At 62.4% G+C, this 25,542-nt stretch carries 25 protein-coding genes and 1 pseudogene; 9 read left to right on the top strand and 17 right to left on the bottom strand.

Annotated features, from left to right (window positions below):
- On the top strand, positions 1–378 hold a 378-nt coding region (locus ACX80B_RS08245), incomplete at its 5' end, for a transposase (RefSeq protein ID WP_459294979.1).
- A gap of 279 nt (positions 379–657) precedes the next feature.
- On the opposite strand, the gene ACX80B_RS08250 is transcribed toward ACX80B_RS08245, so the two are convergent.
- The 7 genes and pseudogenes from ACX80B_RS08250 to ACX80B_RS08280 all read right to left on the bottom strand — a co-directional run bounded on the left by ACX80B_RS08250 (position 658) and on the right by ACX80B_RS08280 (position 5,448).
- Positions 658–1,092, bottom strand: coding sequence for a VOC family protein (locus ACX80B_RS08250; protein ID WP_459294981.1), 435 nt, complete (start codon positions 1,090–1,092; stop codon positions 658–660).
- 229 nt (positions 1,093–1,321) lie between these two features.
- On the bottom strand, positions 1,322–1,666 hold the full coding sequence (locus ACX80B_RS08255) for a type II toxin-antitoxin system PemK/MazF family toxin (RefSeq protein ID WP_459294983.1): 345 nt from the start codon (positions 1,664–1,666) through the stop codon (positions 1,322–1,324).
- The gene (locus ACX80B_RS08260; protein ID WP_459295563.1) at positions 1,663–1,908 is read right to left on the bottom strand and encodes a ribbon-helix-helix domain-containing protein; all 246 of its coding nucleotides are present in this window, start codon (positions 1,906–1,908) and stop codon (positions 1,663–1,665) included. The genes ACX80B_RS08255 and ACX80B_RS08260 overlap by 4 nt, the downstream gene beginning before the upstream one ends.
- Before the next feature lie 117 nt (positions 1,909–2,025).
- Positions 2,026–2,541: pseudogene (locus tag ACX80B_RS08265) on the bottom strand (sugar nucleotide-binding protein); the annotation flags it as partial.
- Positions 2,542–3,024: 483 nt separating this feature from the next.
- Positions 3,025–3,426, bottom strand: coding sequence for a hypothetical protein (locus ACX80B_RS08270; RefSeq protein ID WP_459294985.1), 402 nt, complete (start codon positions 3,424–3,426; stop codon positions 3,025–3,027).
- A 59-nt stretch (positions 3,427–3,485) separates the two neighbouring features.
- Complete coding sequence (locus ACX80B_RS08275) at positions 3,486–3,851, bottom strand: hypothetical protein (RefSeq protein WP_459294987.1); 366 nt, start codon at positions 3,849–3,851, stop codon at positions 3,486–3,488.
- A 244-nt stretch (positions 3,852–4,095) separates the two neighbouring features.
- Positions 4,096–5,448 (bottom strand): vWA domain-containing protein, encoded by a 1,353-nt coding sequence (locus ACX80B_RS08280; protein ID WP_459294989.1) that lies wholly within the window; start codon positions 5,446–5,448, stop codon positions 4,096–4,098.
- Between the two features lie 449 nt (positions 5,449–5,897).
- Between ACX80B_RS08280 and ACX80B_RS08285 the strand changes: the two genes are divergently transcribed.
- A complete protein-coding gene (locus ACX80B_RS08285) occupies positions 5,898–6,092 on the top strand; it encodes a hypothetical protein (protein ID WP_459294991.1) in 195 nt (64 codons plus the stop codon).
- A gap of 402 nt (positions 6,093–6,494) precedes the next feature.
- Here the strand turns inward: ACX80B_RS08285 and ACX80B_RS08290 are convergent, their stop codons facing one another.
- The gene (locus ACX80B_RS08290) at positions 6,495–6,938 is read right to left on the bottom strand and encodes a hypothetical protein (protein ID WP_459294993.1); all 444 of its coding nucleotides are present in this window, start codon (positions 6,936–6,938) and stop codon (positions 6,495–6,497) included.
- A gap of 29 nt (positions 6,939–6,967) precedes the next feature.
- Positions 6,968–7,459, bottom strand: a complete 492-nt coding sequence (locus tag ACX80B_RS08295; protein WP_459294995.1) for a hypothetical protein — start codon at positions 7,457–7,459, stop codon at positions 6,968–6,970.
- A gap of 606 nt (positions 7,460–8,065) precedes the next feature.
- Here ACX80B_RS08295 and ACX80B_RS08300 point away from each other — a divergent pair.
- From ACX80B_RS08300 to ACX80B_RS08325, 6 genes are all read left to right on the top strand, one after another.
- Positions 8,066–8,407 carry an ArsR/SmtB family transcription factor gene (locus ACX80B_RS08300; protein ID WP_459294997.1) on the top strand — a complete coding sequence of 114 codons (342 nt, stop codon included), beginning with the start codon at positions 8,066–8,068 and terminating at the stop codon, positions 8,405–8,407.
- A 42-nt stretch (positions 8,408–8,449) separates the two neighbouring features.
- Entirely contained in the window at positions 8,450–8,917 is a 468-nt protein-coding gene (locus ACX80B_RS08305) for an SRPBCC family protein (protein WP_459294999.1), read from the top strand.
- Complete coding sequence (locus ACX80B_RS08310) at positions 8,917–9,537, top strand: dihydrofolate reductase family protein (RefSeq protein ID WP_459295001.1); 621 nt, start codon at positions 8,917–8,919, stop codon at positions 9,535–9,537. The genes ACX80B_RS08305 and ACX80B_RS08310 overlap by 1 nt, the downstream gene beginning before the upstream one ends.
- Before the next feature lie 105 nt (positions 9,538–9,642).
- A complete protein-coding gene (locus tag ACX80B_RS08315; protein WP_459295003.1) occupies positions 9,643–9,861 on the top strand; it encodes a hypothetical protein in 219 nt (72 codons plus the stop codon).
- Between the two features lie 546 nt (positions 9,862–10,407).
- On the top strand, positions 10,408–10,650 hold the full coding sequence (locus ACX80B_RS08320; RefSeq protein ID WP_459295005.1) for a hypothetical protein: 243 nt from the start codon (positions 10,408–10,410) through the stop codon (positions 10,648–10,650).
- A 116-nt stretch (positions 10,651–10,766) separates the two neighbouring features.
- Positions 10,767–11,495, top strand: a complete 729-nt coding sequence (locus tag ACX80B_RS08325) for a DinB family protein (protein ID WP_459295007.1) — start codon at positions 10,767–10,769, stop codon at positions 11,493–11,495.
- Positions 11,496–11,647: 152 nt separating this feature from the next.
- Here the strand turns inward: ACX80B_RS08325 and ACX80B_RS08330 are convergent, their stop codons facing one another.
- Positions 11,648–12,742: a PfkB family carbohydrate kinase gene (locus ACX80B_RS08330; RefSeq protein ID WP_459295009.1), complete on the bottom strand. Its 1,095-nt coding sequence runs from the start codon at positions 12,740–12,742 to the stop codon at positions 11,648–11,650.
- A gap of 50 nt (positions 12,743–12,792) precedes the next feature.
- Between ACX80B_RS08330 and ACX80B_RS08335 the strand changes: the two genes are divergently transcribed.
- Positions 12,793–14,274: a family 4 glycosyl hydrolase gene (locus tag ACX80B_RS08335; protein ID WP_459295011.1), complete on the top strand. Its 1,482-nt coding sequence runs from the start codon at positions 12,793–12,795 to the stop codon at positions 14,272–14,274.
- Positions 14,275–14,356: 82 nt separating this feature from the next.
- On the opposite strand, the gene mgrA is transcribed toward ACX80B_RS08335, so the two are convergent.
- From mgrA to ACX80B_RS08370, 7 genes are all read right to left on the bottom strand, one after another.
- Positions 14,357–15,403 (bottom strand): L-glyceraldehyde 3-phosphate reductase, encoded by a 1,047-nt coding sequence (gene mgrA / locus ACX80B_RS08340; RefSeq protein ID WP_459295013.1) that lies wholly within the window; start codon positions 15,401–15,403, stop codon positions 14,357–14,359.
- Positions 15,404–15,931: 528 nt separating this feature from the next.
- Positions 15,932–17,803, bottom strand: coding sequence for a malto-oligosyltrehalose trehalohydrolase (treZ, locus tag ACX80B_RS08345; RefSeq protein WP_459295565.1), 1,872 nt, complete (start codon positions 17,801–17,803; stop codon positions 15,932–15,934).
- Positions 17,804–17,925: 122 nt separating this feature from the next.
- On the bottom strand, positions 17,926–20,349 hold the full coding sequence (gene treY / locus ACX80B_RS08350; RefSeq protein ID WP_459295015.1) for a malto-oligosyltrehalose synthase: 2,424 nt from the start codon (positions 20,347–20,349) through the stop codon (positions 17,926–17,928).
- Positions 20,346–22,460: a glycogen debranching protein GlgX gene (glgX, locus tag ACX80B_RS08355; RefSeq protein ID WP_459295017.1), complete on the bottom strand. Its 2,115-nt coding sequence runs from the start codon at positions 22,458–22,460 to the stop codon at positions 20,346–20,348. Before glgX ends, treY begins: the two co-directional genes overlap by 4 nt.
- 59 nt (positions 22,461–22,519) lie before the next feature.
- Positions 22,520–24,265, bottom strand: coding sequence for a bifunctional ADP-dependent NAD(P)H-hydrate dehydratase/NAD(P)H-hydrate epimerase (locus ACX80B_RS08360; RefSeq protein ID WP_459295019.1), 1,746 nt, complete (start codon positions 24,263–24,265; stop codon positions 22,520–22,522).
- Positions 24,266–24,274: 9 nt separating this feature from the next.
- A complete protein-coding gene (locus tag ACX80B_RS08365) occupies positions 24,275–24,658 on the bottom strand; it encodes a holo-ACP synthase (protein WP_459295021.1) in 384 nt (127 codons plus the stop codon).
- Between the two features lie 31 nt (positions 24,659–24,689).
- On the bottom strand, positions 24,690–25,463 hold the full coding sequence (locus ACX80B_RS08370) for a SurA N-terminal domain-containing protein (protein ID WP_459295023.1): 774 nt from the start codon (positions 25,461–25,463) through the stop codon (positions 24,690–24,692).
- Positions 25,464–25,542: the final 79 nt, after the last annotated feature.

Raw genomic sequence — 25,542 nt, forward strand, 5'->3', positions numbered from 1 at the left:
GTCCTGACGTCGATACCGGCGGTCGGCATCAGGACAGAAGCACGTATCCTGACCGAAGTTGTCGGTAAGGATTTCGCCACCGCCGGCCACCTGGCCTCCTACGCCGGGCTGGCCCCGGTGACGTGGCGGTCAGGAACATCGATCCGCGGCGACCACCCCTCGCGGAAAGGCAACAAGATCCTCAAACGTGCCCTGTTCCTCTCCGCCTTCGCCGCTTTGAAAGACCCGGTATCAAGGGCCTACTACGACCGGAAACGCGCCGAAGGTAAACGCCACAACCAAGCGCTCATCGCCCTCGCCCGCCGCCGCTGCGACACCCTCTTCGCAATGCTCCGAGACATGACCCTCTACGAGGAGAAACTGCCCCAAGCTGCTTGACAAAGAACATAGGGACACCCCCCTTTGGGCCACGATATCCACAGCATCCCCGGAGCACCCAGGTGTTCCTTGGTGCGCGGGAACGCATCGGCCATCTCTGCTTGGGTGAGAACGAAGAGGTGCATGTACCAGAACTGTCCTCGTAAAGTCTCATCGAGATCGAGGTCGGGCAGGTTCATGCCTTGTATGGCCGTCGCGGGCGCGTTGGTTATGTAGCTCCGCACACCCTCGCGGACGCCCATCTTTTGGGCCACGGTTCGCTGCACGTCCAGCCAGCCCCTACGATTCTCGAACGCCGTCGGCCAGCTTCTGCACATAGTGGGGACTTGAGATGAGCCCGATGATGTTGCCGAAGGGATCTATCACCGATGCGGTGACGAAACCGGCTTCGCGTTCGATGACAGGTTCGTTTTGGCGCGCCCCGAGTGCAGTCAATCGCTCGACGGTGGCGCTGAGATCCTCGACATGCCAGCGCGCGATGACTCCGCCTGTTGGTGAATTTGAGTGTTCCGGCAAGTAGCGGCGGTCAATGATCCCAAGTTCATGTTCGTAGTCACCGAGCCGGAATTCCACGTAGGCCGGATTGTCGGCGTCGGGTCGCTGAAAATATGGTTCGACTCCAAGAAACTCGGCATACCAATCACGCGCCGCGACGACGTCCTCGGCCGATACATTGACTTGGGCAAGACCCCGCAGCGCGCTCTTCGTTGACATGTCCAGTTCCTTTCATCGTGCCCGGTAATTAGCCCACTGGACTCAACGTCCATCCGGGGATATCCGCAGTCACCCCGGACGGCCGGAACCCCCGGCCTCTGACAGCAGACTAACCCGGCTACCAAAGCTGTGGTGGAGCGACCCGGACGTTTAGTGTCCTAATGCCGACGCTGATCTCTCTGTAGCAGTTGGGATCGGCTACCGGTGATTGCGTTGGCGCGATTGGCGCTCAGATGCCCATGACCAGGCGGATCCCTCCGGCGACCTTGGAGAGCACGTAACTGGGCACGTGCCCGACCGGGTACGGTTCGAGGAACTCGCGACTGACCGGACCGACCTGCGACACTACCGCGACGGAGTCTTTGCCGAGTCCCGAAGCGTCGACTGGTATCAGCACGTTACCTGGGAATGCATCCAGTGCGAGGTTCGACGTCAGCGGCACGACAAGGACCGTCGAGATTTGGGTGGCAAGCAGCCAATCCTCCTGCACGACCACGGCCGGCCGACGCTTTGCTGGCTCCGATCCACGAGGCGAACCAAAGTCGACCCAAACGACATCGCCGTGCGAGATCACCAGTCAGTGCCCTCGAGCATCGTCCGCTCCGACTCATGCAGAAACGGGCTGTCCGCGGACGGCTGCCCGACGCGTTTGATCACCGAGTTCGCCAGTTCGGTGAGCTCCGCTTCGCCCTCAAGCTCCTCGACAAGATGACGACCGGCGCGCCGGAAGAACTCGGAACGGTTCATGCCATGACGGGCAGCGACCCGCTCGAAGTGTTCGAAGTCGCTGTCGGGAATCGATATCGCGGTCTTCATGATCCAAGTATAACTGGTTATACCGCGAGTTGTCGATGAGGGGATGGGCTTACGGGCTGTGCACAGCGCGCAGGAAATCGCTCGCGCCTCGAATCTGGGTACGTAGCTTCTTTGAGTCTTCGTGCTGTCCAGGCGAACGTTTAGCGGACCGGTAAACGGGCTGTCGGCACGTAATCCCGGAATCAGCAGATCGAGGGCGAGCCCATCGCGACGCGCGATCAGTAGACCCAGTTCGTATCGACTAATCGCCTCCGGGCCAGCCCGGTGGTGAACTCCGGAGCAGGTGGAGTTTGCGAGTTCAAGCAGGGCCGATGACAGATCGGCCACGTGCACGGGACAGCGAATGTCATCGGTAAACAGAACACCACTCTCCCGGCCGGCTCCATAGGCATGCACCCTCTGCTCGTGTAAGGACTCTCCATTACTGCCTATGATTAAAGAGGTGCGGGCGACCACCGCTGAAGGAATGATCGTTTTGACTGCCGTTTCCGCGGCTGCCTTGGCCGCACCGTAGGGCGTTATGGGGTCTGGTTCAGCCGTCTCGGGGTATGCAGTACTGCTGCCAGCGAAGACAGCGTCGCTGGAAACAAGACAAGACGGCTGTTCGTGGCAGAAGAGGCGATCGCGGCGCACTATCCGCAGTGTCTGTCCAGCTGTTCTGCCGGAAAACTGTGTTGATAATTGCGTCCGGTCGGGCCGCTTCGACTAGCTCCATTGTCCGCCGCCGATTTCGAGATCCGCCTTCTGCCAAACAACACGTGCAGTGTCAGTGGGTTGCGTCCAGTAGGTCGCTGCGACATGAGAACCGGCACAGAGGGCTTGTCGAACGACTTCTCGGCCGAGAAACCCACTACCGCCAAGGACCAGTAATCTCATCATCTGATCCTACCTACGTACGATTTCCGCCCCAGTAGTGGATCCTCATTGGAACGGTCCTCACACCAGTGCTATGAGAACTGTAGCGGTCAGCGCGGCGGCCAGTCCGAGTGTCTGGGATCGACGGAGACGCTCACCCAGGATCAGGAGTCTTATAATCACCGGGACGACAGCCATGGATGGCGGGGTAATGGCTGTTTCCTCGCCCCGGTTTTAACCAGCGGCCGAATCAGACGGGGCTCAGGCTGGATCGCTGACAATCCACCGGTTCGTGGTCTCGCACCCCTCTGGTACTTGCTCGCCTTGCATTGCCGGGCCGGCGGTCTTCCCACCCTCCACCGCCACCTCCTCGCCGGCGGCGTACTCTTGCCCGTCCATCACCAAGGCGGTCTTCTCCCACGAGGCAAGACCTTCGGGGAACACCGGCAGCCAGCGGGTCTCGCCGTCGTCGATGTACACGCAGCCTTCGTCGACGATGAGTGTGCCCTTCAGCGTCTGCATGGCGCCAGCCATTGTCATGGGTGAATATGTCGCCACCTGTGCATCCACGGGCTCAGTGTCACCGCCACCGGAACAGCCGCTCACTATAGCGCCGGCAATGAGCACAGTCGCAGGCACACCGCTTCGGAAGGGATGGAGCATTAGATTCTCCTCAAAGATCAGGGCTCAGTCTTGTTTTGCAGAGAGTGGCTACCGTTCCTTCAGGCTGCCCCGCACCGCCTCGACGACATCAGGGGCATAGTAATTTTCGTGGTGGCTTCGTCGTAGCAGGTTTCATGGGCAGGCCCCTCCTGCACCACATAGTAGTGGCTTCCAATCTGGATGCGACCGTCTTCCGGTTCGGTGAAGCGTGTAACCTCAACGAACGCGCCGAGTTCCAATGTTCCACCCCAACACTCTTCCGTTTTAAGTTTCGATGGAAGGCCTTTACTGGAAATGACGGCAAGATCGTATTGTTCCTCATCCGCATAGATAATGCGGATATCGGTCACATCGAGACGCTCGGGTAGCGCAAACACCATGTTCCACTGGGTCAGCACAATATTGCGTCCCAGCGCGCCCGTCAACGACGATTGCCGATCCCCAGCAGCTGCCGATTACGTTGCCGCCGGTTCTGCAGAGGGCATCGATGGCTCTGAAGAAGAAGTAGTGTCGCCGCCGGGGACTTGGGAACTGGCAGTGTCCGACGGCGGAGACTCCCCGGCGCTCGTTGTGCCAACACTGTCCGCCGGCCCCGTACCACTACAGGAAGCAACCAAAAAAGCAATGCCGACAGCGGAGAAGAAGGCCTTGAGCCGCACCGGGACAATCCTAAATTTCCTCATACCATAGTGTAGGAGCGGCCCGGTTTTCTACGGCCAGTATGGCGCCGTTTCTGGAGCCGGTCCGCGGGTTGTCCGGGTGAGGGCACGGAGCAGTCGGCGAGAACGAGACTGACTCCTCGAAGCGCTGATTCATCCGCTGGCGCGCTTGTTGAAGGTCTTCGTCGATTTCAGCTATCCGTGCCCGCGTTTCCTGAGATGACTCCTCATAGGCGCTTCTCAAGTAGTCATTGGCCTTGGAGGCAATTTGCCGGACGGCATCTTTTCTCTCTTGGCCGTCTTCGCTGTCATGGGATATGCCGCGCTCCAACCTGTACATCAGGGCGGTGGTTTCACGTCTGATCAGGTCATAGCAACCGTAAACCTCCCGGCCTTCCCTGGCCACACAGGAGAGCTGATCCCGCAATGTCCGGTAGATCAGCCGCTGCTGACCAAAATAATCCTGCAGCTCCTCTTCGCTCCGGACAGTCGTGTACCCGCCGCCGGTGACCTCGGCGATCTGCTGAAGCTGGGCCGCCTTGACCCCTGGGATGTCAAAGCCGACCACGTCTATGGTCACGTTGATGTCCTCATCGGCGAGCTGCTGCGCTGCCGCGACCGGATCGCCGCCGCACGTTCCTACACCGTCCGAGACGAGGATGACTCGGTTGGTGGCGCCGGCCTCACCGGAGAACGCGTCACCAACCTCATTCAGGGCACCGGCAATGGGAGTCCATCCGCTGGGCTGAAACGATGACAAGGTCTTATCAAAGGTACGAAAATCCACTTTTCCGAGTGGTTCCAGCATCTCCGCGCTGGCACAGCTTGCGGCTTTGTCTGCCTGTGAACTAGAGCCCTTGTGCCCGTAGACCATGAACCCGAGGTTGATGAAGTCCGGCGTACCGGTCGCATAGCGCTGCAGGGAGGCTTTGGCGGCGTCCATCTTTGTTTGCCCGGCACCTATCGGCTCAGCCATCGATCCGGAAGCGTCCAGAATCAGGATGGTGTTCTGTTCCTTCGAGACGAGGTCCACGGCGGAAGTCCCAGCCACCTCTGAGAGGCCGGGACAGTCCACCTTCTTGGCGCACTCGTCGCTCGCGGGATCGAAACCCTCCTCGGCCTCGATGAAGTCAGGAACCTCGTTGCCGTCGGAGTCCACGTACCACTTATCCGCCAGGATGCGCTCCGTCCCGGAACGGTTCTGGGTGGCAGTGGCGCTGGGAATAGCGGATGGTTTCGGACTGGCGGAGCCGGTGGTTTGCCCGCCGGAGGATGGCGTCGAACTCCTGCCCGTTGGCCCAGACTCCTCCTCCACGGCTGAGCAGCCCGCTATCAATGCGGTACCGAACAGTATTGTCGTCATGAACAGACCTTTGAGACTCCTCGACCGGCTGACATTCATGACGTATTCTCCACGCGGGGGCCCTGCACGACCTCGCCCACATTACGGTGGCGTAGATCACAACACAACAAAGAGGCGAATGCCTCGCCTCGTAGGTCTGAGGTGGACCGCAGCCTAGCCACTAGTGACCATTAAGTGGACCTTGTTTTCGAGTCCGACACGCAAGCACTAACCTCCGATTCAACTCTGAGGTTTCACTCTCGTCCTGAAGTTGAGTCGGCACTGACAGCCAATGACGCACGCCATAGACCGATCCCCTGCCGGTCACGGTGAAGGCGCCGACAGCCGCGGGCTCCACCTCAGGCCCTTCCGCGTCGGTCCCGAGTCGAGATCAAGGGATAGGTGCGCCCTTCGATGCTTGAGCGGCGGAGGATGATTGACACGGTCGGAGCATGAGGAAACACGAGGGCATGACCCGCACAGTTGTGGTCGTGGTTGTCGCGTTGTTGGTCAACGTCGTTGTCGATGTCGCCTTCGACCTTCCCATGTTGGTCCGCTGGGGTATCGCGCTGGCCATCGTGCTCCTTCTGACGCTGCTGATCGAGGTCGTCCGTCAGCGCAAGGCCGTCCAACGAACTGATCGTCGCCAATCCCACCGGACGTAGGCGGTGCATCTCACCGGTTAACTCCTCAACCGGGCACTCGGCCGGGGGGGGGCGCCGGGAGCCCGATTCGTGGCCTATCGCCATGGCCGACTCGACATTGATGGCTGGTGAGGGGCAAGGGGCCATCATTGTGCATTGCATTCTATGAGGCAGGAGTGGTTTCGGGAAGTGGGGGGTTGCACCCGAGTCCCCGTTCCAATTCCAAGCTCCAGATTCACTTTTCGGGGTTTCTCTTTTTCGCCGCCCCAAAAACGGGGGGTGCGCCGGTAAGGAGAGACATTTCCCGGCTTCTCTCAACTGCTTACCGGCCATTCTCACGCTAAAAACCGGGTTCTGTTCCCACCGGGAGCCGGTCGGCGGGGCAGCACAGCAGCCGGAATTCGCGGCCGGCCATTGGGCGGGTCACGATCGGTCAGGTGCCCGCTTTTCGAGGAACTTTACCAAAGGAATGCACGCGAGGAGCAAGGCGCTGGCGATCACAGCAGCAACTAATGAAGCCATTGCCTCAGTGAACACAAGACCATAGAGCACAGCGAGGATCAGCAGGCCGATCAGTGTGGACACGACTTCCCTGAGGACCACAAGCCGGGCTGGAAGGGTGCGACGCAGTAACAACTCGACAATGTGGGTGGTGACCAGCCAGGCAATAAGAATGCCGACCATAATCGGTGTGACCCATGGTCCGACCCCGGGATGGACCACATCGGCTGTAAAGATCAAGAGTGCACCGTAGTAACCGCCAATCATCGGCAGCGCAACCAGTGTCAGGTTGGCGAACAACCAAAGGCCGAACAGGATCTTGTGTCCCGTACCAAGCGGGGGCAGCCGTTCACCGGATCTGGGCATAACTTCCCTGGTATCCACTTGCCCCAGGCCTAGACGCCGAGGAACACGACGCACCACTTAGCCGCGGTAGCCGCCACGTCGTAGGGGATGCCTACTTGCTGGAACGCGGTGATCAGGGCACCTTCCTGAAACTCGCCGACGTCCTCGATGACGTTTGCCAGCTTGTGAGCATAAGGGCGCATCGGTTTGGGCAGCTTCGGGCCACCGTAGCGCAGCGCGGCAACGAGCGCCTTCTTGGCGACAGCCGTAAAGATGTTGGCCGGCTGGACCGTACCACCACCGGCAGTGGATCCACCCTGCCCAGTCTTAGCTGCCTGGCGTGCAGCCTGTGCACTGACCCGGTCACCGGCCTTTTCGGCGTTCTTGGCAATCGCGCTCCAGTCGGCCGAGGTGAAGCCACCCATGGTCCTCTGGGGCGAAACAGTTACCGCCCGCAAAGAACCGGTTGCATGTCCGGATGGGGCAGCCGTGGCTGGTAAGGCTCCGAAAATCATCGACCCCGAGAGCAGAGCTGCGGTCATAGCGGCTGTCTTCTTCATACGCATCATCAATTTTCACATTCGTTTCGTATGGTAACTGTTAACAACGTATAGGCGGAATGGATTGCCACCAACTTCTCACCCGCGGGAACAGTACCGGAAGATGACGCGCACTGCCGCACTAGATAAGCGGTGAACGAATCCCAGATGGCACGGCCAGCATGCCCGACCACCATACGCGGCAAGGACCGCCGCCTTCATATGCGTCATGAACCCATCATGACATTCAGGCGGGCTGACGTCCCCGTAGCCGAATCCTCTACTGACACTGGTGCCACGCTGCCTGGCTAGTTCTGTCGCTGTCTGGTTTTTGCCGTGGTGTAGTGGTCCAGGGCTGCGTTCTCTTTAGTGCATGCGGACAGTCTCGTAAGCGGCAATTCTAGAGTGACCGGAGACGGCAAGTTTAGCTGACCGGTCAGAACTAATTTCAGTTGTCACTCACCCTCGTCGCCAGGCTGGGGAGCGGATAGTCGAGAAACCCTCTTGTGGCAATCGTCTACCTGTGCGAATTCATGAATTGACATCTGACAAGACCCGCCTGAATTCCTCTCCCTTGACGCATGCCCATATGGGTATATGATGACTGTCATGGCACGAGCAACTACGACTTCGGATGTCTTCAACGCGATCGCCGAGCCTCGGCGTCGGGAGATCCTCGTCATGCTACGGGCTGGCGAGCGGCCGGTGTCAGAGCTGGCCCAGGAGTTGGGCCTGCCTCAACCCGGTGCGTCCAAGCACTTGCGAGTGCTCCGGGAGGTCGGGCTCGTGCGGGACCGCCAGCAGGGCAAGCAGCGCCTGTATGGCCTCGACGCCCGTGGACTGCGAACGGTTCACGAATGGACCGGCGGGTTCGAGCAGTTCTGGAGCGAGAGCTTCGACCGGCTGGATGCGTATGTGCAGGGTCTTAAACAGGAAAGGTGGGAAGAATAGCTGATGGAATCAACAGGACCCGAAAGGTCTACACAGGCGGACATGACAGATCGCGAGATTGTGGTCTCCCGGATCATTGACGCTCCGCGGGAGCTGGTGTTCGAGGCGTTCACCGAGGTTCGACACCTGTCGCAGTGGTGGGGGCCGAAAGGATTCACCACCACCACGCGTGCGTTTGAGTTCCGCGTCGGTGCCGTGTGGGACTTCGTGATGCACGGACCGGACGGGACGGATTACCAGGAGTGGATCTCTTGGACCGAAATTACTCCGCCGGAAAGGATTGCGATGCTCCACGGCGAGTATCGCGGCGATCCGAATGCGTTCGAGTCGGTCCTCACGTTCGAGCCGGAGGAGGAGGCGACCAGGATCGAGATGCTCGGGGTGTTCCCGACCAAGGAGCTGCGCGACGAAGCGATTGAGAAGCACGGCGCGATCGAGGGTGGTCAGCAGACCCTGGGCAATCTGGCTGCTTACGTCATGGAGATCGTTCTGAGAGGGGCCGGGAGCTGATGGCCGACAAGGTGTTCTTCAGTGTGTCGATGTCACTGGACGGGTTCATCGCGCCAGGGTCCTCCGAGGAGCTGATGGGACAGCAGTGGATGGAACTGCAACAGTGGGTCTTCCGACAGCGGCACTTCCGCGAGAATCTCAAGCTCGGAAAGGGCGGCGAGGAGGGCCGCGATAACGACATCCTGGCCGAGACGTTCGAGCGCACTGGCGCGAGCGTGATGGGCAAGCGCATGTTCGATGCCGGTGAGCAGATGTGGCCGGACGAACCGCCGTTCCATACGCCGGTGTTCGTGCTGACCCACGATGAACGCGAGCCGTGGGAGCGGCCGGGCGGTACCACCTTCCACTTCGTCAACGACGGCATCGAGTCCGCGCTCGACCGGGCCCGCGAGGCCGCCGGCGACGGGGACGTCCGCATCGCGGGCGGTGGTGCGACGATCGTGGAATACGTGAACGCCGGCCTGGTCGACGAGTTCTCGGTGGCGCTCTCACCCGTGCTGTTCGGCTCCGGAATACGCTTATTCGAAGGCGTGGACGCGGGCCGCGTGACCTTGGAATCGGTCCGCGCGGACCCCTCCCCGAGGGTGACCCACCTGACCTACGCCATCCGGGAGCGGTAGGCGTACGCCAGGGTGGACGCATCAGTTAGGGATCGGCTAGAGAGACATCTCTAACTGGTTGGTGTGGATACTGCCTGAGAGGGACGCGAAGATAAGGTGAATTTCATGGCAAATGATAAAAGGAACACGGCCCCGAACCGCGAGGCTATGGGGTGGGCGATAGGCGGTATGTTTTTGGGGCTGCTCACAATCGTGATGTTCACTCTCTCGCCCAATTGGTACCTGGTGCTTGGGTCCTGCATCGTAGCCGTGGCGGGTGCTGCGATGGTAGCGCGAGCCATTGCAGCGCTGCGCCGAACTGTTGATGGCAGCGGCACGATGTAGCGGCAGATCGTTTCTACGTGCGGTACCGAGATGTCCGGTCGAGAGAATCCCTCAGGCCCACCCACAGCCGCAGGGCGCCGGCCGGTAGAGGATCCGTCACGGGCGGGTGTCGCTACGAGAACTGTATGTTCTCAGGGTCCAATGGCGATCGTCGGTTAACGAGATCTACGATCGGTGTGTGATCCGCTGTTGAAAAATTCCAGGAACCTTGTCCTCAAGTCGTTGGCACTGCTTGTGATCTACGTTCTCGTGTGGTCCGTCGTCGGGTACATTATCGGCGGCTGGGATCAGGCGGCGCTCTTTGGACTAATCGCTGGATCCTGTTTTGCGGCCGGGAGCGTCGTACTTCTGGTGCTTCAGGCTAGGCGACAAAACAAATCTGAAGGTTCCGTCCAGCGGCTGCCTTTCGGTATCCCTCGGTGTTGTTCTTGCAGTGCGTCACGTACATCGGGTGAAAGGCTCAGCGCGATCTCCAGCTTGATTCTGGGCGCAAGCGCTTCGGTGAAGCATGCTCATAAGTTTTCTAGCTGAATGGAGGCTCGAGAAATGAGTGAGCCCGATGACCAGCCGGTGAAGCGAAACTGGAATGTCACTGGTCGTGAGTTGAGCACCTGGCGGCTAATCCTTTTGGTCTTCCCACCGCCCATAGCGTTGGTGGTGCACGCAGCTTTCGGGCCGATAGCGGCGGTCATTGCGGCTGCTCTGCTCTATCTATGCATCATATGGTTTGTGGTTACCGTACCGAAGAAGAATCGAAAGATTGAACGCTCCGAGCCCGAAGATGGCTAGCGCAACTCGACCCCACTATCTCTACCGGTAAAGAATCGATGAGCGGTCAGCCTTGACGGGACCGATGGCTCGCGATCCTCTCGGTCAAGACCGTCCCCGGCAGTTATGATGGAGCGATGACGACCTTTTCCGGCACGGAGGAGTTCGAAGGCGCGACTTTCGTCAAGGCGAGCTTCAAGGGCGCCACCCTGCGATTCTCCGATGTTAGCGGTGTGACGATGCGCAGCGTCGACGTGGACGGCCTCGACATCGACAGCCACGACCTGTTCTTCGGCAGCCTGCTAGTCAACGGGGTCGACGTGGTGCCACTCGTGGACGCCGAGCTCAACCGGCAGTTTCCCGGCCGCGAGCTGCAGAAGGCGCAGTCGCCCGAAGGCCTGCGCGAGGGTTGGGTCGCGGTGCAATCCGCGTGGCAGACCACGGTGGCGGGCACGCCATCGGACCTTGTGGACGCCCACGTCGAGAACGAGTGGTCCCTGGCCCAAACCCTGCGGCACCTCATCTTGGCGACCGACGCCTGGCTCCGCGGCGGAATCCTGCGGATACAGCAGCCGTTCCACGAGATCGGCCAGATCTTCACAGGTGCCGACGAGATGGGCTTCGACATGTCGATCTTCCGCGCGGACCCGGCCTACGAGGAGATCCTCGCGGTGCGTACCGAGCGACAGCAGATGGTGACCGATTTCTTGGCCGAGGCCACCGCGGAGCTGCTCGCGGAGGAACGCGAAAACCCGTGGGGCGGCGGTGACTGGCGTCTCAGCGTCGGGGACTGCGTCCGCGTGATCCTGGAGGAGGAGTGGGCGCACCTGCGCTACATCCGACGGGACCTCGCTCGATTGCGTTGAGCTAAGAGAAGCCAGCCAGGGTCCGCTCAGCCGCGAGCGCACCGTAAGCCGTCCCGCTTACGACATGGCACCACTGGCTACCGATTCTAAGGCCGAGGGTCGCAGGCCTGCCCTCAGGAGAGGTGAATTGGAATTCTACATCCGTGCTCCCCCTACGACGGGCCGGCGTCGGACTGGTGGGCGATGGTCGCCGAGGCACGCCGGACGGCTTCGGGCGGGACGTTGCGGACAATGTCCTCCAGGAACGCATACCGGCGCAGCCACTGCTTGCGGATGCCGGCGCGTTCGGTGTTCGCCCGGTGCCACCAGTCGGCGATGTCGCCCCAACCCGGAGCGGCCAGCGAACCGCCGACCTCCTGGACCGAAAGCGCGGCGCACAGATTCGCAAAACCCAGCCGGTCCGCCAGGCTCCAGCCGGCAAGCGTCCCCATCACGAACGCGGCGCTGAAGCAGTCCCCCGCACCGGTCGGATCCCAGGCCTTCACCGGCAGCGCCGGGACCCATTCCTCTTCACCGGTGATCGAATCCACCGCGAGCGCGCCCTGCGCACCGGCGGTGACAATGGCAATCGGCACCTTGTCGGCCAACGCATACAGCGCCGCCCACGGATCCTCGGTGCGCGTGTAGCGCATTGCTTCCTCGCTGTTCGGCATGAACGCGTGAAAGTTATCCAGCCCGTCCAGCAGCTCCTCGGACCACTGCCCGGACGGGTCCCAGCCGACGTCGCCAAAGAGTTTGGTCCCTTTTCCGTGAGCCGCCTTCGCCCACGGCTCCAGTTCTGGTTCCAAACCAACGATGGCGGCACGCGCCCTTGGTGGCGTGCCAATCAGTTCCGACGCGGTCAGCGGCGAGGGGTGCCCATGCGTGACCATGGAGCGGTCGCGGTGAACGGAAAGCGAAACGGTCACCGGGGAATGCCAGCCGTCGAAGCGCTGCGACAGCGACAGGTCCACATACTCTTGATCCTGCAGGATGGACCAATTAAAGTCGCCATAACCGTCGTCGCCGAATGCGGCCGAAAGCGAGGTGTGCAGGCCAAGGCGGCTGGCGGCAATCGCCTGGTTCGCCACGCCTCCGGGACTTGATCCCATGCCCTCGGCCCAGACTTCGGTCCCTGGGGTAGGCAGCGCCTCCAGCCCGGTGTAGATAATGTCCAGGAAGACACTGCCGGTCAGAATGAGGTCAATCTCTGAGTCATTGGTGCCGCGGCTGTCCGCGAGGGGATCAAAACGGTGAAGGCTGTCCATGTACGGCAGACTACTAGTAGGAACATTGAGCTACCAGCAAAGGGAGAATCATGCGACTGGCTATCCTGGGCGGCGGCGGTTTCCGCGTCCCGCTCGTCTTCCGTGCTTTGAGCGGCGGGCCGTACGCCGGTCTGATCAGCGACGTCACGCTCTACGACACCGATCCGGTCCGGCTCCGGGCCGTCAGCAATGTGCTGGATTCAATGCCCGACGGCGGCCTCTCCAAGCCCAGCCTGAACGTCACCACCGATCTCGACGAGGCCTTGACCGGGGCCGACATCGTCTTTGCGGCCATCCGCCCCGGCTCCACGGCGGGCCGTGTCGCGGACGAGCGCGTCGCCCTCGAGCTGGGTCTGATCGGCCAGGAAACAGTCGGCGCCGGCGGGATTTCCTACGCGCTGCGCTCCATTCCCGAAATGCTCCGCATCGCCGAACGGCTCAAGGAAATCAGTCCGCACGCCTGGTTGATCAACTTCACGAATCCGGCCGGTATGGTCACCGAGGCACTCCAGCAGGTGCTGGGCAAACGCGTGATCGGAATCTGCGACTCCCCGATCGGCCTCGTCCGCCGTGCCGCCCGCGCGGTCAACATTCCTGCCACGGGTTCGCTGTCCGGTGTAGATTACGTCGGTCTCAATCATCTGGGCTGGCTGCGCGGATTGGAGCACGACGGCGTCGACCGGCTTCCAGCGCTGCTCGCCGATGCTTCCAAATTGTCTGGTTTCGAAGAAGGCCGGGTGTTCGGCCCGCGCCTGCTGAAACTGTTGAAAGCCATTCCAAACGAGTACCTCTTCTATTACTACTTCGAGGCCGAAGCCACCCGCGCCCTGACCGGCTCCGGCCAGACCCGCGGCGAATTCATCGCCGCCCAGCAGGACGAACTGTACGCCCGGCTCGCCGGAACCGCTGACACCGCAGAAGGTCCCGGGATCGGTGGCGGAGTCGGCGGCCGAGCAGCAGCCGGCCATGCGGGTGCCGAACACGGCAACGAAGCGAGCGCCAACCTTGGCGGCATGATTGGCGGGGCTGGCACGGAATCGACCGCGCCAACCGCCTATGAGCTTTGGGATGCGGCGCGCCGCTCGCGGGAGGAAGGCTACCTGGCCGAGGCCCGCACCGATGAGGAAAAGCGGGATGAGTCCGACCTGGCGGGCGGTGGCTACGAGGCGGTGGCACTGGCGGTGATGAACGCGGTCCTGACCGACACCCGCGCCCACCTCATCCTCAATGTCCGCAACGGCAGCACCATCGCCTGCCTGCCGGCGTCGTGCGTCATCGAAGTGCCCAGCATCGTGGACGGATCCGGTGCCGAAGCGATGCCGGTCCGGCCGCTGACGCTGCACCAACGTGGCCTCATGACGGAGGTCAAGGCGGTCGAGGAATCCGTTATTGAGGCCGTCACGGAAGGCAGCAGGGATGCAGCGTTGAGAGCGTTCACGCTGCATCCCCTGATCAATTCCGCGAACCTAGCCGGCAGGTTGCTCGAGGGCTACGAACAAGCATTCCCCAAGCTCGGGCAATTGTGGCGGTGAGTGCCGCCGTCGTCGCAACGACGGCGGCTTGCATTCCTGGGCTGGCCGAATTCCAAGGAGGCAAGCTGGAGCCGTATCGCGGTTAGCTCCTCAGCGCCGCTGCCCAGAGGTTAATGTCGGACTCGACGGCGAACTCGTCCATGCTCCGCAGCTCATCGTCGCTGAAGTCCAGGTTGTTCACGGCGGCCAGGCTGTCCTCGAGCTGCCGCACGCTGGAAGCGCCGACCAGTGCCGAGGTAATGGATGATCCCTTGCTTTGCTTGCGCAGCACCCAGGCGATGGCCATCTGGGCCAGGGTCTGACCCCGCGACTCCGCAATCTCGTTCAGTCCGCGCACCCGGCGCATGTTCTCATCCGAAAGCAGATCCTTCGAGAGCGACTTCTGCGCCGCCGCACGGGAATCGGATGGCACACCGTTGAGGTACTTATTGGTCAGCATGCCCTGCGCCAGCGGTGAGAACGCGATAGAGCCGACGCCCTCGTCGTCGAGGACCTGGAGCAGATTCGGTTCGCCGTTCTCCACCCAGCGGTTCAGCATGGAGTAGGACGGCTGGTGGATCAGCAGCGGTGTTCCCATTTCGCGCAGGATCCGGGCCGCCTCTATGGTCTTCTCCGGCGAATAGGAGGAGATGCCCGCGTACAGCGCGCGGCCCGAGCGTACGGCCGTGTCCAGTGCGCCCATCGTTTCTTCCAGCGGTGTTTCCGGATCGGGACGGTGGCTGTAGAAGATGTCCACGTAGTCCAGGCCCATCCGGTTCAGGGACTGGTCCAGGCTGGCCAGCAGGTACTTCCGGGATCCCCAGTTGCCGTAGGGGCCGGGCCACATGTCGTAGCCGGCCTTGGAGGAGATGATCAGTTCGTCCCGAAAAGGCTTGAAATCGTCGGCGAAGTGTCGTCCGAAGTTTGTTTCCGCGCTTCCGTAAGGAGGGCCGTAGTTGTTGGCCAGGTCGAAATGCGTGACGCCGAGGTCAAAGGCGCGGCGCAAGGTCTCCCTCTGCGTCTCGAAGGGCTTGTCATCACCAAAGTTGTGCCACAGGCCCAGCGACACAGCTGGTAACTGCAGTCCGCTGCGTCCAACGCGGCGGTACGGCATGGAATCATAACGGTCTTCAGCAGGTTGATAAGTCATAACAAACATCATGCCATCCAGCTTTTGGTTGAGGCGCCTGTTTCAGCTTGTCTTTGGCCCCTTGCGGTGCTGAGCACGTCGACTGCGGACACGACCACTACACGATATAGACCATATCTGATCAGTTTGGAGCTACTATCACGATACGTAATTGTGTTCGGGTTGGGTGACCCCCGCGATCCGAGGTCAGTCGGTTTGCGTGTCACGGAATGAGGTCAATAGTGGAAAATCTGGAACGAAAACCGTCGAAAATTTTGCTAAGGATCACATGGGTAGTGACCATTTTCTTCCTGTTGCTTTCGGTATGGTTGATTCCCGGTTCCATATGGGGGACCTCGGATAATTCACCATTAGGCGGTGGACTGATCTACTTTGTTTCTATTCCCGTGCTCGTTTTGGCTTTGTTGGCCCTTTGGTTAGCGATCCGAATGCAGCGTAGGTCCCGTTAGGATGTCTCTCTCTTTGCGCGAGCGATCTGTGTCTCGCCAGAGGGAGCCAGGTCACCCTATAGAGGGCACAGTAACCCTTCTACCCGATGATCGCCGCGCTGTGTCCGGGCAGCCGGACGCTGCCTTCGCTGAAGTGAACGTGGTCGTCCGTTGCCAGCAACAGCCGTTGGTGCCTGATTGTTTCGGCCGGCTCCGTCGCATCCGATCCTGATTCGACGGGGTCGCCGCCCGTGGCCCCGCCTGAGTCCTCTTCACCTGGAACGTCGCCCAGGATGACGGTATGCGCCGCATCGTCGAAGTTGAACGCGATCTGCACTCCACCGCGGTTGACCAGCAGCCAGCGGTCGTCATTGTCGTAGTCCACGCGGGCATCGACGACGGCTGCGCCCCGCAGCTCGGGAAGCTCATGCCGGAGGCGGATGAGCTCCCGGTACAGCTCCAGCAGTTTGGCATGCTTGCCGGACTCCGCCTCTGACCAGTCCAACTTCGAGCGCCGGAACGTCTCCGGGTCCTGTGGGTTGGGCACAATCTCTGGATCCCACCCCATCTGCTCGAACTCCCGCAGCCTGCCCTCCGCCGTCGCCCTGTCCAGCTCAGGCTCCGGGTGCGAGGTGAAGAACTGCCACGACGTCGTCGCGCCGTACTCCTCCCCCATGAACAGCATGGGCGTGAAGGGTGATGTCAGGTTCAACACGGCTGCGAGCGCCAGTTGACCATAGGAGAGGGTCGCGGTGAGCCGGTCCCCCGCGGCGCGGTTGCCGATCTGGTCGTGGTTCTGGGTGCAGACCACCAGCCGCCAGGCCTTGGCCGCCGGATCGAGCGGCCGGCCATGGTGCCGTTTCCGGAAACTCGAGTAGGTGCCGTTGTGGAAGAAGCCGTCGGTCAGGATCTTCGCCAGGGCGCCGGGCGAACCGAAATCGGCGTAGTAGCCGGCCGTCTCGCCCGTCAGGTTCACGTGCACGGCGTGGTGGAAATCGTCGCTCCACTGGCCATCCATGCCAAGGCCGCTGGCTTCCCGGGAGGTGATCATCCGCGGGTCGTTCAGGTCGGACTCGGCAACCAGGAACAACGGTTTGCCGACGACGGCGGCGGTCGCCTCGGTGCGCGCGGCGAGTTCCTCGAGGATGTGCAGGGCGCGGGAGTCCTTCAGGGCGTGCACGGCATCCAGGCGCAGCCCGTCGACGTGGTAATCGTTGAACCACATCTGCGAATTGTCCAGGATGAATTCGCGCACCTCGTCCGAGTCCGGTCCGTCCAGGTTGACCGAATCGCCCCAGGTGTTGGCGTTTCCTTCGGTCAGGTAGGGCCCGAACATCGGCAGGTAATTCCCGCTGGGGCCCAGGTGGTTGTAGACCACGTCCTGGATCACGCCGATACCCGCCTGATGCGCCGCGTCGACAAAACGCTGGTAAGCCGCGGGACCACCGTATTCCTCCTGGACGGCGTACCAGAGCACCCCGTCGTAGCCCCAGTTATGGGTCCCGTTGAAGGCGTTGACCGGCAGCACCTCGACGAAATCGACACCCAGCTCCGCCAGATACGGGAGGCGTTCGACGGCGGCATCCAAGGTTCCTGCCTCGGTGAAAGTTCCGATATGCATCTCGTAAATGACGCCGTCGGCCAGCGCACGGCCGGTCCAGTCGCCGTCGTTCCAGTGATATGCGCCGGGATCAAAGGTGCGTGAAAGCTGGTGCACACCGTGGGGCTGCCGGCGGGAGCGGGGGTCGGGAACGGGAGTGTCGGAACCGTTGATGAGGTAGCCGTAGTCGGATGTCCCGGTATCGGGGTCCGCCGAGGCACCGGGTTCGACGCCGGTGACCGCGTCCGGCGCTTCAGGAACAGCGGCGTCGGGAGCGCCGTCGTCGGACATCAGCACCTCGTCGGGGGCGTGCCACCATCCTCCGGTTCCCTTGTTCATCACGTGCCGCTGATCGCCAAGTTGCAGTTGCAGCTGCTCAGCCCGCGGCGCCCAGACGCTGAACCTGCGGGCGGCCTCGGGGTCGCGACGCGGCGTCGGGTAGCCGGCAAAGGGAGTGCCCGCACCATTGACTCCGCTCGAACTGCGGTGCTTGCTCACTGGGTTTCCTCCTCTGCGTCGGCGGCCAGCAGGGCTACCGGATAGTCGCTCATCAGATCGAACACTGGAATTTCCCCGGCCCGATAGGACCTGCCGGTGAGTTCGTCCCGCATGGCGGAAGGCAGGGCGACGGCGGTATCGCCCCAGCCGCCGCGTTTCTTCAGTCCGGCAGGAAGCCGGGTCGCGAGGGTGATGGCACCGCCGCGGTCAAAACCGACGAGGTGATCGGCGGCGTCGCCGTTGGCCCTGAAGGGCGTGTAGCTGGTGAACAATTCCGGCCGGTCCCGTTTGAGCCGCAGGGCGCGGCTGGTGACGAGCAGCTTCGCCAGTCCGACGTCGTCGTCGTCCACCTTGGTGTGGACACTGCCACCGGCTGAACTTCCGGTCGCGCTGCCACCGCCTGTCCCGTCGTCGAGCTGTGCCAGGAGGCGCCGGCGTTTGTCAAAGTCGACCGGGCGCCGGTTATCTGGATCGACGAGCGAATCCTCCCAGAGCTCGGTGCCCTGGTAGACGTCGGGCACCCCGGGCATGGTCAACTGGACGATCTTGGCGGAGAGCGAGTTGGACTTGCCGAAGCCATCGATCTCCCGGACGAAATCCGTCACAATGCGGTTCACTTCAGGATTATCAAAGGCGGCGTCGATCAGCCGGTGCATGGCGGCTTCGAACTCCTCGTCCGGCGCTGTCCACAAGGTCGAGTTGCCTGCCTCGCGTGATGCTTTTTCGGCGTAGGCGTGCAGCCGTTCCCGCGAAGCGGGCCACGCGCCGATGACCGCCTGCCAGAGCAGGTTGGCCAGCGGGCCGTCCTCCAGCGGAGCGAGGTCCTGCAGGCTGCGCATGATCTGGGTCCAGCGGTGCGCCACTTCGGAGAGCACGCTGATCCTGGCCCGGACATCTTCGCCGCGCTTGGTGTCATGGGTGGACAGGGTCGTCATGGCGCAGGGGTAATCCTGCTGCCGTCCGGCGGTCTCCAGATGGAACTGATCCACGTCGAGGGAGAATTCCGACGGGTCGGCGCCGACCTCGTTCAGCGAAGTCAGCCGGGTGTAGCGGTAGAACGCGGTGTCCTCGACCCCCTTGGCCATGACCATGCCGGATGTCTGTTGGAACCGGATGGCCAGCGCGGCCGCTGGGGCGGCCGGCGCACCCTGTTGATTCCCGACGTCGGAAAGCAGCGGCAGGAGCGTGTCCACAGCGCCGGCGAGATCCGGCCGGTACTGCTTCGCCAGTCTGGCTGCTTCCTCCAGGTATTCGCGGTGCTGTGGCAGGTAGCTGCGGTAGACCGGGAAACAGGTCAGGAGTTCGCCGATAGCGTCAGCTGCGGCGTCCTGCTCGAGGCCGGCGTCGGCGGGGACCAAGCGGGCGAGGCGGAGTACCTCGGAGTGCAAAATGCCGTCGGCGATCATCCGTTTGGTGCCGCGCGTCATGTCCTGCCAGGAAACCGGTCCGGAGCCACCTCTCAGTTCCGAATCCAGCGCGTCCAGCGTTTCGCGACCGGCGGGGTCGACCCAGAGCCGGTCGATCTGTGCCAGCGCGTCATACCCGCTGGTTCCCTCGCAGGCCCAGCTTTCGGGCAACGACTCCCCCGGTTCCAGGATCTTTTCCACCAGCACGTAGATGCCGCCGGATTCGGAGCGCAGCCGGTCCAGATAGCCGGCCGGATCGGCCAATCCGTCCGGGTGGTCGATCCGCAACCCATCCACCATGCCATCGCGGACCCAGCGCAGAATCTCGGCATGCGCTTCGTCGAAGACCCACGGCTCCTCAACCCGGATCCCGGCGAGCGTGTTGACCGCGAAGAAGCGCCGGTAGTTGAGCTCATCATCCGCCCGCCGCCAGTTCATCAGCTCATAGTGCTGCCGGGCATGGACGCTCTGCGGGTCGGCGTCGTCGTCGAAAGTTCCCTCCGCCACCGGAAAGCAGTTGTCGTAGTAGTGCAGCTCGGGTTCGCCGCTCTTCGATTCGGCGGCGGGAACCAAGGTGAGCTTCTCCAGCTCGTCGGCCGAGTCCCCCAGCACCGGGATCCGGATCTTGCCCCCGCCAAGGTCCCAGTCGACGTCGAACGCGTCCGCATACCGTGAGCCGCCGCCTTCCTTCAGCAGCGACCACCACCACGGATTCTGGACCGGCGTCGCGACACCCATGTGGTTGGGCACGATATCGGCCAGCACCCCCATGCCCGCCCCATGCGCCGCGGCGGCGAGCGCTTCCAGGCCCTCCGGACCACCGCGGGCGGGATCAATGGCCGACGGGTCCGTCACGTCGTAGCCATGATCCGAGCCCTGCTCGGCGGTCAGGATGGGCGAGACATACACCCAGTCGACGCCGAGAGCCTTGATGTAGTCCACCAAGGCAGCGGCATCCTGCAAGGTGCATTCCGGACGGATCTGCAGCCGGTACGTCGACTGTGGAACTTTCATGCGCTCACAGACTTCAGGACGACGGCGGCCTTGCCGGCGACCGAGACCTCCCCGTCCGCCTTGATGGTCCGCGTGGCGACCACATCATTCTTGGCAGCGGTGTCGATGACCATCTCCCACTCCGGCGAATATTCCTCGGCCGGAATGGTGAACTTCACCGTCTCGTCGTGGGCGTTGAAGAGCAGCAGGAAGCTGTTGTCGTAAATGTGCTGACCGCGCTCGTCGCGCCCGTGGATTCCGTCGCCGTTCAGATACACCGCGATGGAGCGGGCGAAGGAGGTGTCCCAGTCTTCCTGGCTCAGCGTGGAGCTCTCCGGGTCCAGCCAGACAATATCCGGCAGTTTCTCGCCCTCGCCGCGGCGCACCGGGCGTCCGTCAAAGAAGCGTCGGCGGCGGAAGGTCGGATGTTCGGCACGCAGGTTGGTGAGCCGGGAGGTGAACTCCAGCAGCTCTTCGTCCAACTCGTCCCAGTGCATCCAGCTCAGCTCCGAATCCTGGCAGTACGTGTTGTTATTCCCCCGCTGCGTCCGGCCGACCTCATCACCATGCAGGATCATCGGCACGCCCTGGGAAAGCAGCAGCGTGGTCAGGAAGTTCCGCTGCTGCCGCGCTCGCAGGGCCAGCACGGTCTTCTTTTTCGTCGGCCCCTCCACCCCGCAGTTCCAGGAACGGTTGTGGGATTCGCCGTCGTTATTGTCCTCGCCGTTGGCCTCATTGTGCTTGTCGTTGTAGGAGACAAGGTCCCGCAGGGTGAAGCCGTCGTGGGCGGTAACGAAGTTGATTGAGGCCACCGGGCGGCGTCCGGAATGCTCATACAGGTCGGCCGAACCGGTCAACCGGGACGCGAATTCGCCCAGCGTCGACGGTTCACCACGCCAGAAATCGCGGACGGTGTCCCTGTACATCCCGTTCCACTCGGTCCACAGTGCCGGGAAGTTGCCGACCTGATAGCCGCCGGGCCCGACATCCCACGGCTCGGCGATCAGCTTGCACTGGGAGACGATCGGGTCCTGCTGCACCAGGTCGAAGAACGTGGACAGCCGGTCGACGTCGTAAAATTCGCGGGCCAGTGTGGAGGCCAGGTCAAAGCGGAAACCGTCTACGTGCATCTCGGTGGCCCAGTATCGCAGCGAGTCCATCAAAAGCTGCAGCGAGTGCGGATTCCGGACATTGAGTGAGTTTCCGGTGCCGGTATAGTCCATGTAGTACTGCGGGTCGTCTTCAACCAGGCGGTAGTACGCTGCGTTGTCGATACCACGGAAGGACACTGTGGGGCCAAGGTGGTTGCCCTCGGCGGTGTGGTTGTAGACGACGTCGAGAATCACCTCGATGCCGGCCCGGTGCAGTTCGCGGACCATCGCCTTGAACTCCTGGCACTGGCCGCCCAGGTCCCCGGTGGAGCTGTAGGTGTTCTGCGGGGCGAAGAAGCCGATGGTGTTGTAGCCCCAGTAATTGGCCAGACCCTTGTCCTGCAGGGTGCTGTCGTTGACGAACTGGTGCACCGGCATCAACTCGATGGCGGTGATGCCGAGCTTCTGCAGGTGCGAGATCACCGACGGGTGAGCGACGCCGGCGTAGGTGCCGCGCTGCTCCTCGGGCACGTCCGGGTGCAACTCGGTCAGGCCCTTGACGTGAGCCTCGTAGATCACCGAGTCATGGTACGGGGTCTTCGGCTTGCGGTCGCCGTCCCAGTCGAAGAAGGGATTCACGACGACGCCGAGCATCATGTACTGCGCCGAGTCCTCGTCATTGCGCGACGTCTCATCGCCAAAGTTGTAGCCGAAGAGCGCCTGGTTCCAGTCCATCTGGCCATGCACGGCCTTGGCATACGGGTCCAGCAGCAGTTTGTTCGGGTTGCAGCGCTGGCCCTGTTCCGGATCGTGCGGCCCGTGCACGCGGAAGCCGTACTTCTGGCCCGGCTGGACCTGCGGCAGGTAGCAGTGCCAGACGAAGCCGTCGAGTTCGGTGACGGTGAAGCGTTCCTCGCCGCCGTCGTCGTCGAACAGGCACAGCTCTACTTTGTCAGCGACATCGCTGTACAGGGCGAAATTGGTGCCGGTGCCATCGAACGTGGCTCCCAACGGATAGGCGGATCCGGGCCAAACTTCCACACGTGCTCCTCAACAATTGGCGGCATTATCAGTACCGTCGGTAACTCTTGTCGTGCCTTTTAAGTATCCCCATGTTGGATGGAAATAAAGACTTGGTTCATAAGCTTACTGATTTGCGACGACGAAATAGGACCGCCACCCGATGCGAGCAGCGCGGCACGCCCATGAATACTCGCCGCCATCGCCCCTAGAAGAGCGAATTTGTCCATCCCGGCAAGGCCCGACGACGGCGGCATGCCGGGTGCTTCAGTCCCGGGAGCTTCCGCGAATGTGGCCAACATCGCGCGTTCCGTTATCCCGGGGACTTCGGCGAAGGTGGTCATCAGCGCGCCGAGGATTCCGGCGAGGGTATCTCCGCTGCCGGCGGTGGAGAGCCAGCTGGTGCCTTCGGCCTGGCTGAACAGAACTCCCGATGGCGATGCGATCAGTGTGGTGCCGCCCTTGAGCAGCACCGTGGCGCCGGTCAGGCCGGCCGCCAGTCTGGCGTACTCCGCACCGGACGCCTCGATCTCTTTCCGGCTGGCGTCGATCCCCTGTTCTTTGAGGACGGCCGAAAGTTCCCCAGCATGCGGGGTCAGCAGAACGTGAGGGCCCAGCTCCGCGGGCAGCAGTGGAAGAGCGCTCGCGTCGACGACGGTCGGCAATCCTGAGGTGATGGCGTCCCGGGCCCGCCGCAGTTGCCGTTTGTCGTCGCCGATTCCCGGGCCGACAAGCCAGGCCTGCACATGCGAGTCGGAAACGGAGTCCTGGCTGCACACCACTTCCGGCAGGTTCAGATTGATCAGGCGGGCCACGGCTTCCGGGCCCAGATAGCGGATCATGCCGACGCCGGTGGCGAGCGCTCCCCCGGCGGTCAGCAGCGCCGCACCGGGATACTGGGCCGAACCGGCCACTATTCCCAGGACCCCGCGGCTGTATTTATGGGACGCCGGGTCCGGGGCAGTCCACAACCGGGCCAGGTCGCGGGTCTCGAGCCGGCGCAGCGCCGGTTCGGGGAGGTATTCGTCGATGCCTATGCGGATGGTTTCAACCCGCCCGGCGTAACCGGCAGCCGGGTTGAGGAACAGACCGGATTTGGCTCCACCGAAGGTGACCGTCAGATCGGCGGTCAGGACCGGGCCATGGACTTCGCCTGAGTCGGCATCGATACCGCTGGGCAGGTCGCAGGCAACGATCAAAGGCTTCGCCTGGAAGCGGCTCCCCGTCGGCCGGTCAGTCACAACGCCGGGCAAGCTGCCCGGTCCGTCGGGTCCGCCGCCAGCGAGTTGTTCAACCAGCGAGGCCACGGGTTCGCGGAGTCCGCCGCGGGCACCAGTGCCAAGAATTCCATCAATAACGACGTCGGCATCCCGGCACAGTGCGGCGGCGTCTGGAACGGAAACCGTCTCCATGCCGGAGCCTGTTCCGGAGACAGAGCCTGGTCCGGACACGAAACCAGCGTCCGGACCAGGGGACGGTCCAGAACCGTTTGTGTCGTCGACCAAAGATTGCACCCGACCGCCGGCCTTGCGGAAGGCAGCCAGCGCCTCAGGGTGGACGCGCGCGGAGGTGAGCACCGCCGTCGTACCCATCCCTTGGCGGGACAGCCGGGCGGCTGCGAAGAGCGCATCTCCGCCGTTGTTGCCGCTGCCGGCCAGCACGACCAGGCGCCGGCCGTAGACCCCGCGCTCAAGCCGACGTAGTTCGCGCAGGACAGTGCTGGCGAGACCATACGCCGCCCGTTGCATCAAGGCATTGCCCTGGCCGATCCCGAGCAGCGGCGCCTCGGCAGCGCGGATTTGCGTTCCGGTATAGGCGTGGATCATGACTTCGGCCTACGGCGTTTCCGCGGCAATCACATTCCGCTTGGCGCCTTCGGCCACCACCATTGCGGTGGCGATATTGCCGTCATGGCTGATCGACAGATGCCACCGCTCGACGCCCTTCGCCTCGGCTGCGGCAGCCACCGTTCCCTTGATCTCGACCAACGGGCTTCCGGCTTCGTCCACGCCGATCCAGCAGTCCTGCCAGTTCATCCCGGCCGGTGCGTCGAGCGCCTTGGCCACGGCCTCCTTGGCGGCAAACCGAGCCGCCAAGGAGCGCAGCGACAATTCACGTTCGGCGGGGACGAAAAGCCGGTTCCGCAGCCCGGGCGTACGCTCAAGCTGCCGGCCGAACCTGGCCAGGTCGACGACATCTACGCCAATTCCAACAATCATGGCTCCATCGTACGTGCTCGCCGGAGACGGATTAGAGATTGATAGTTACCTTGGCGTCCTTGCGGAGCTCCTTGACGAGAGCCTGGGTTGCCTGGCTCTCCTTTTGCTTCTTCACTTGCTTTTCAAGTTCCGGCTTGACCTCTTCCAGCGGTGGGAGCTTGCCACCGCCCTGTCCGCCTTGAGCCATCTGTGCCTGCTGCGCCTTGACCTGTTCATAGGCGGCCTTGAGTTCGGCCTCGGTCACGTTGGTGTTGCCGGCCTCTTCCTTAATGAGTTGCTCGACCTTTACCTGCGTGGCAAGCTGCGACATGATTTCTTTTTCAGACATGCCCTGCTTCTTCAGCGCCGCCATGAACTCGTCCCCGGACTTGAGCTGATTCTGCTTGGCCAGCTCGTCCAGCGTCTGGTTCATGTCCGCCTGCGAAGCCTTGATGTCACGTTCGGCGACTTCCTGGATGAGGAGTTCCGTACTGACCATGCCGTTGACGGTCTGTTCCTTCATCTGGTCCTGGTCAATTTTCTGACCGGACATCTGCGCCTGCATGGCTGCCTGCTGGAACTGCCCCTCATAGGCCGAGACGAATTCCTTCTTCTCGATTTTCTCGCCGTTGACTTCGGCCACTACGGCAGGGATGCCCTTGAGGTCGGGTTCCGGCATCTTCGGCTGTTCGCCGCTCTGTGGGCCGGACGCCTGGCTGCCACCACTGGCAGGTGCTTCCTGCTGGGTGGAGGGCTTTCCTTCAGCTTCTCCCGTCGGTCCGGCACCGCACGCGGTGACGGCTGACAGGGATGCCGCGAGGCACAAGCTTACTATCCACTTTTTGCTCAAAATACAATGTCCCTTCAGAACGATGCTCCCTCGGAGTTACTTACTCCTCAGGCCC

Source organism: Arthrobacter monumenti, assembly GCF_054511255.1.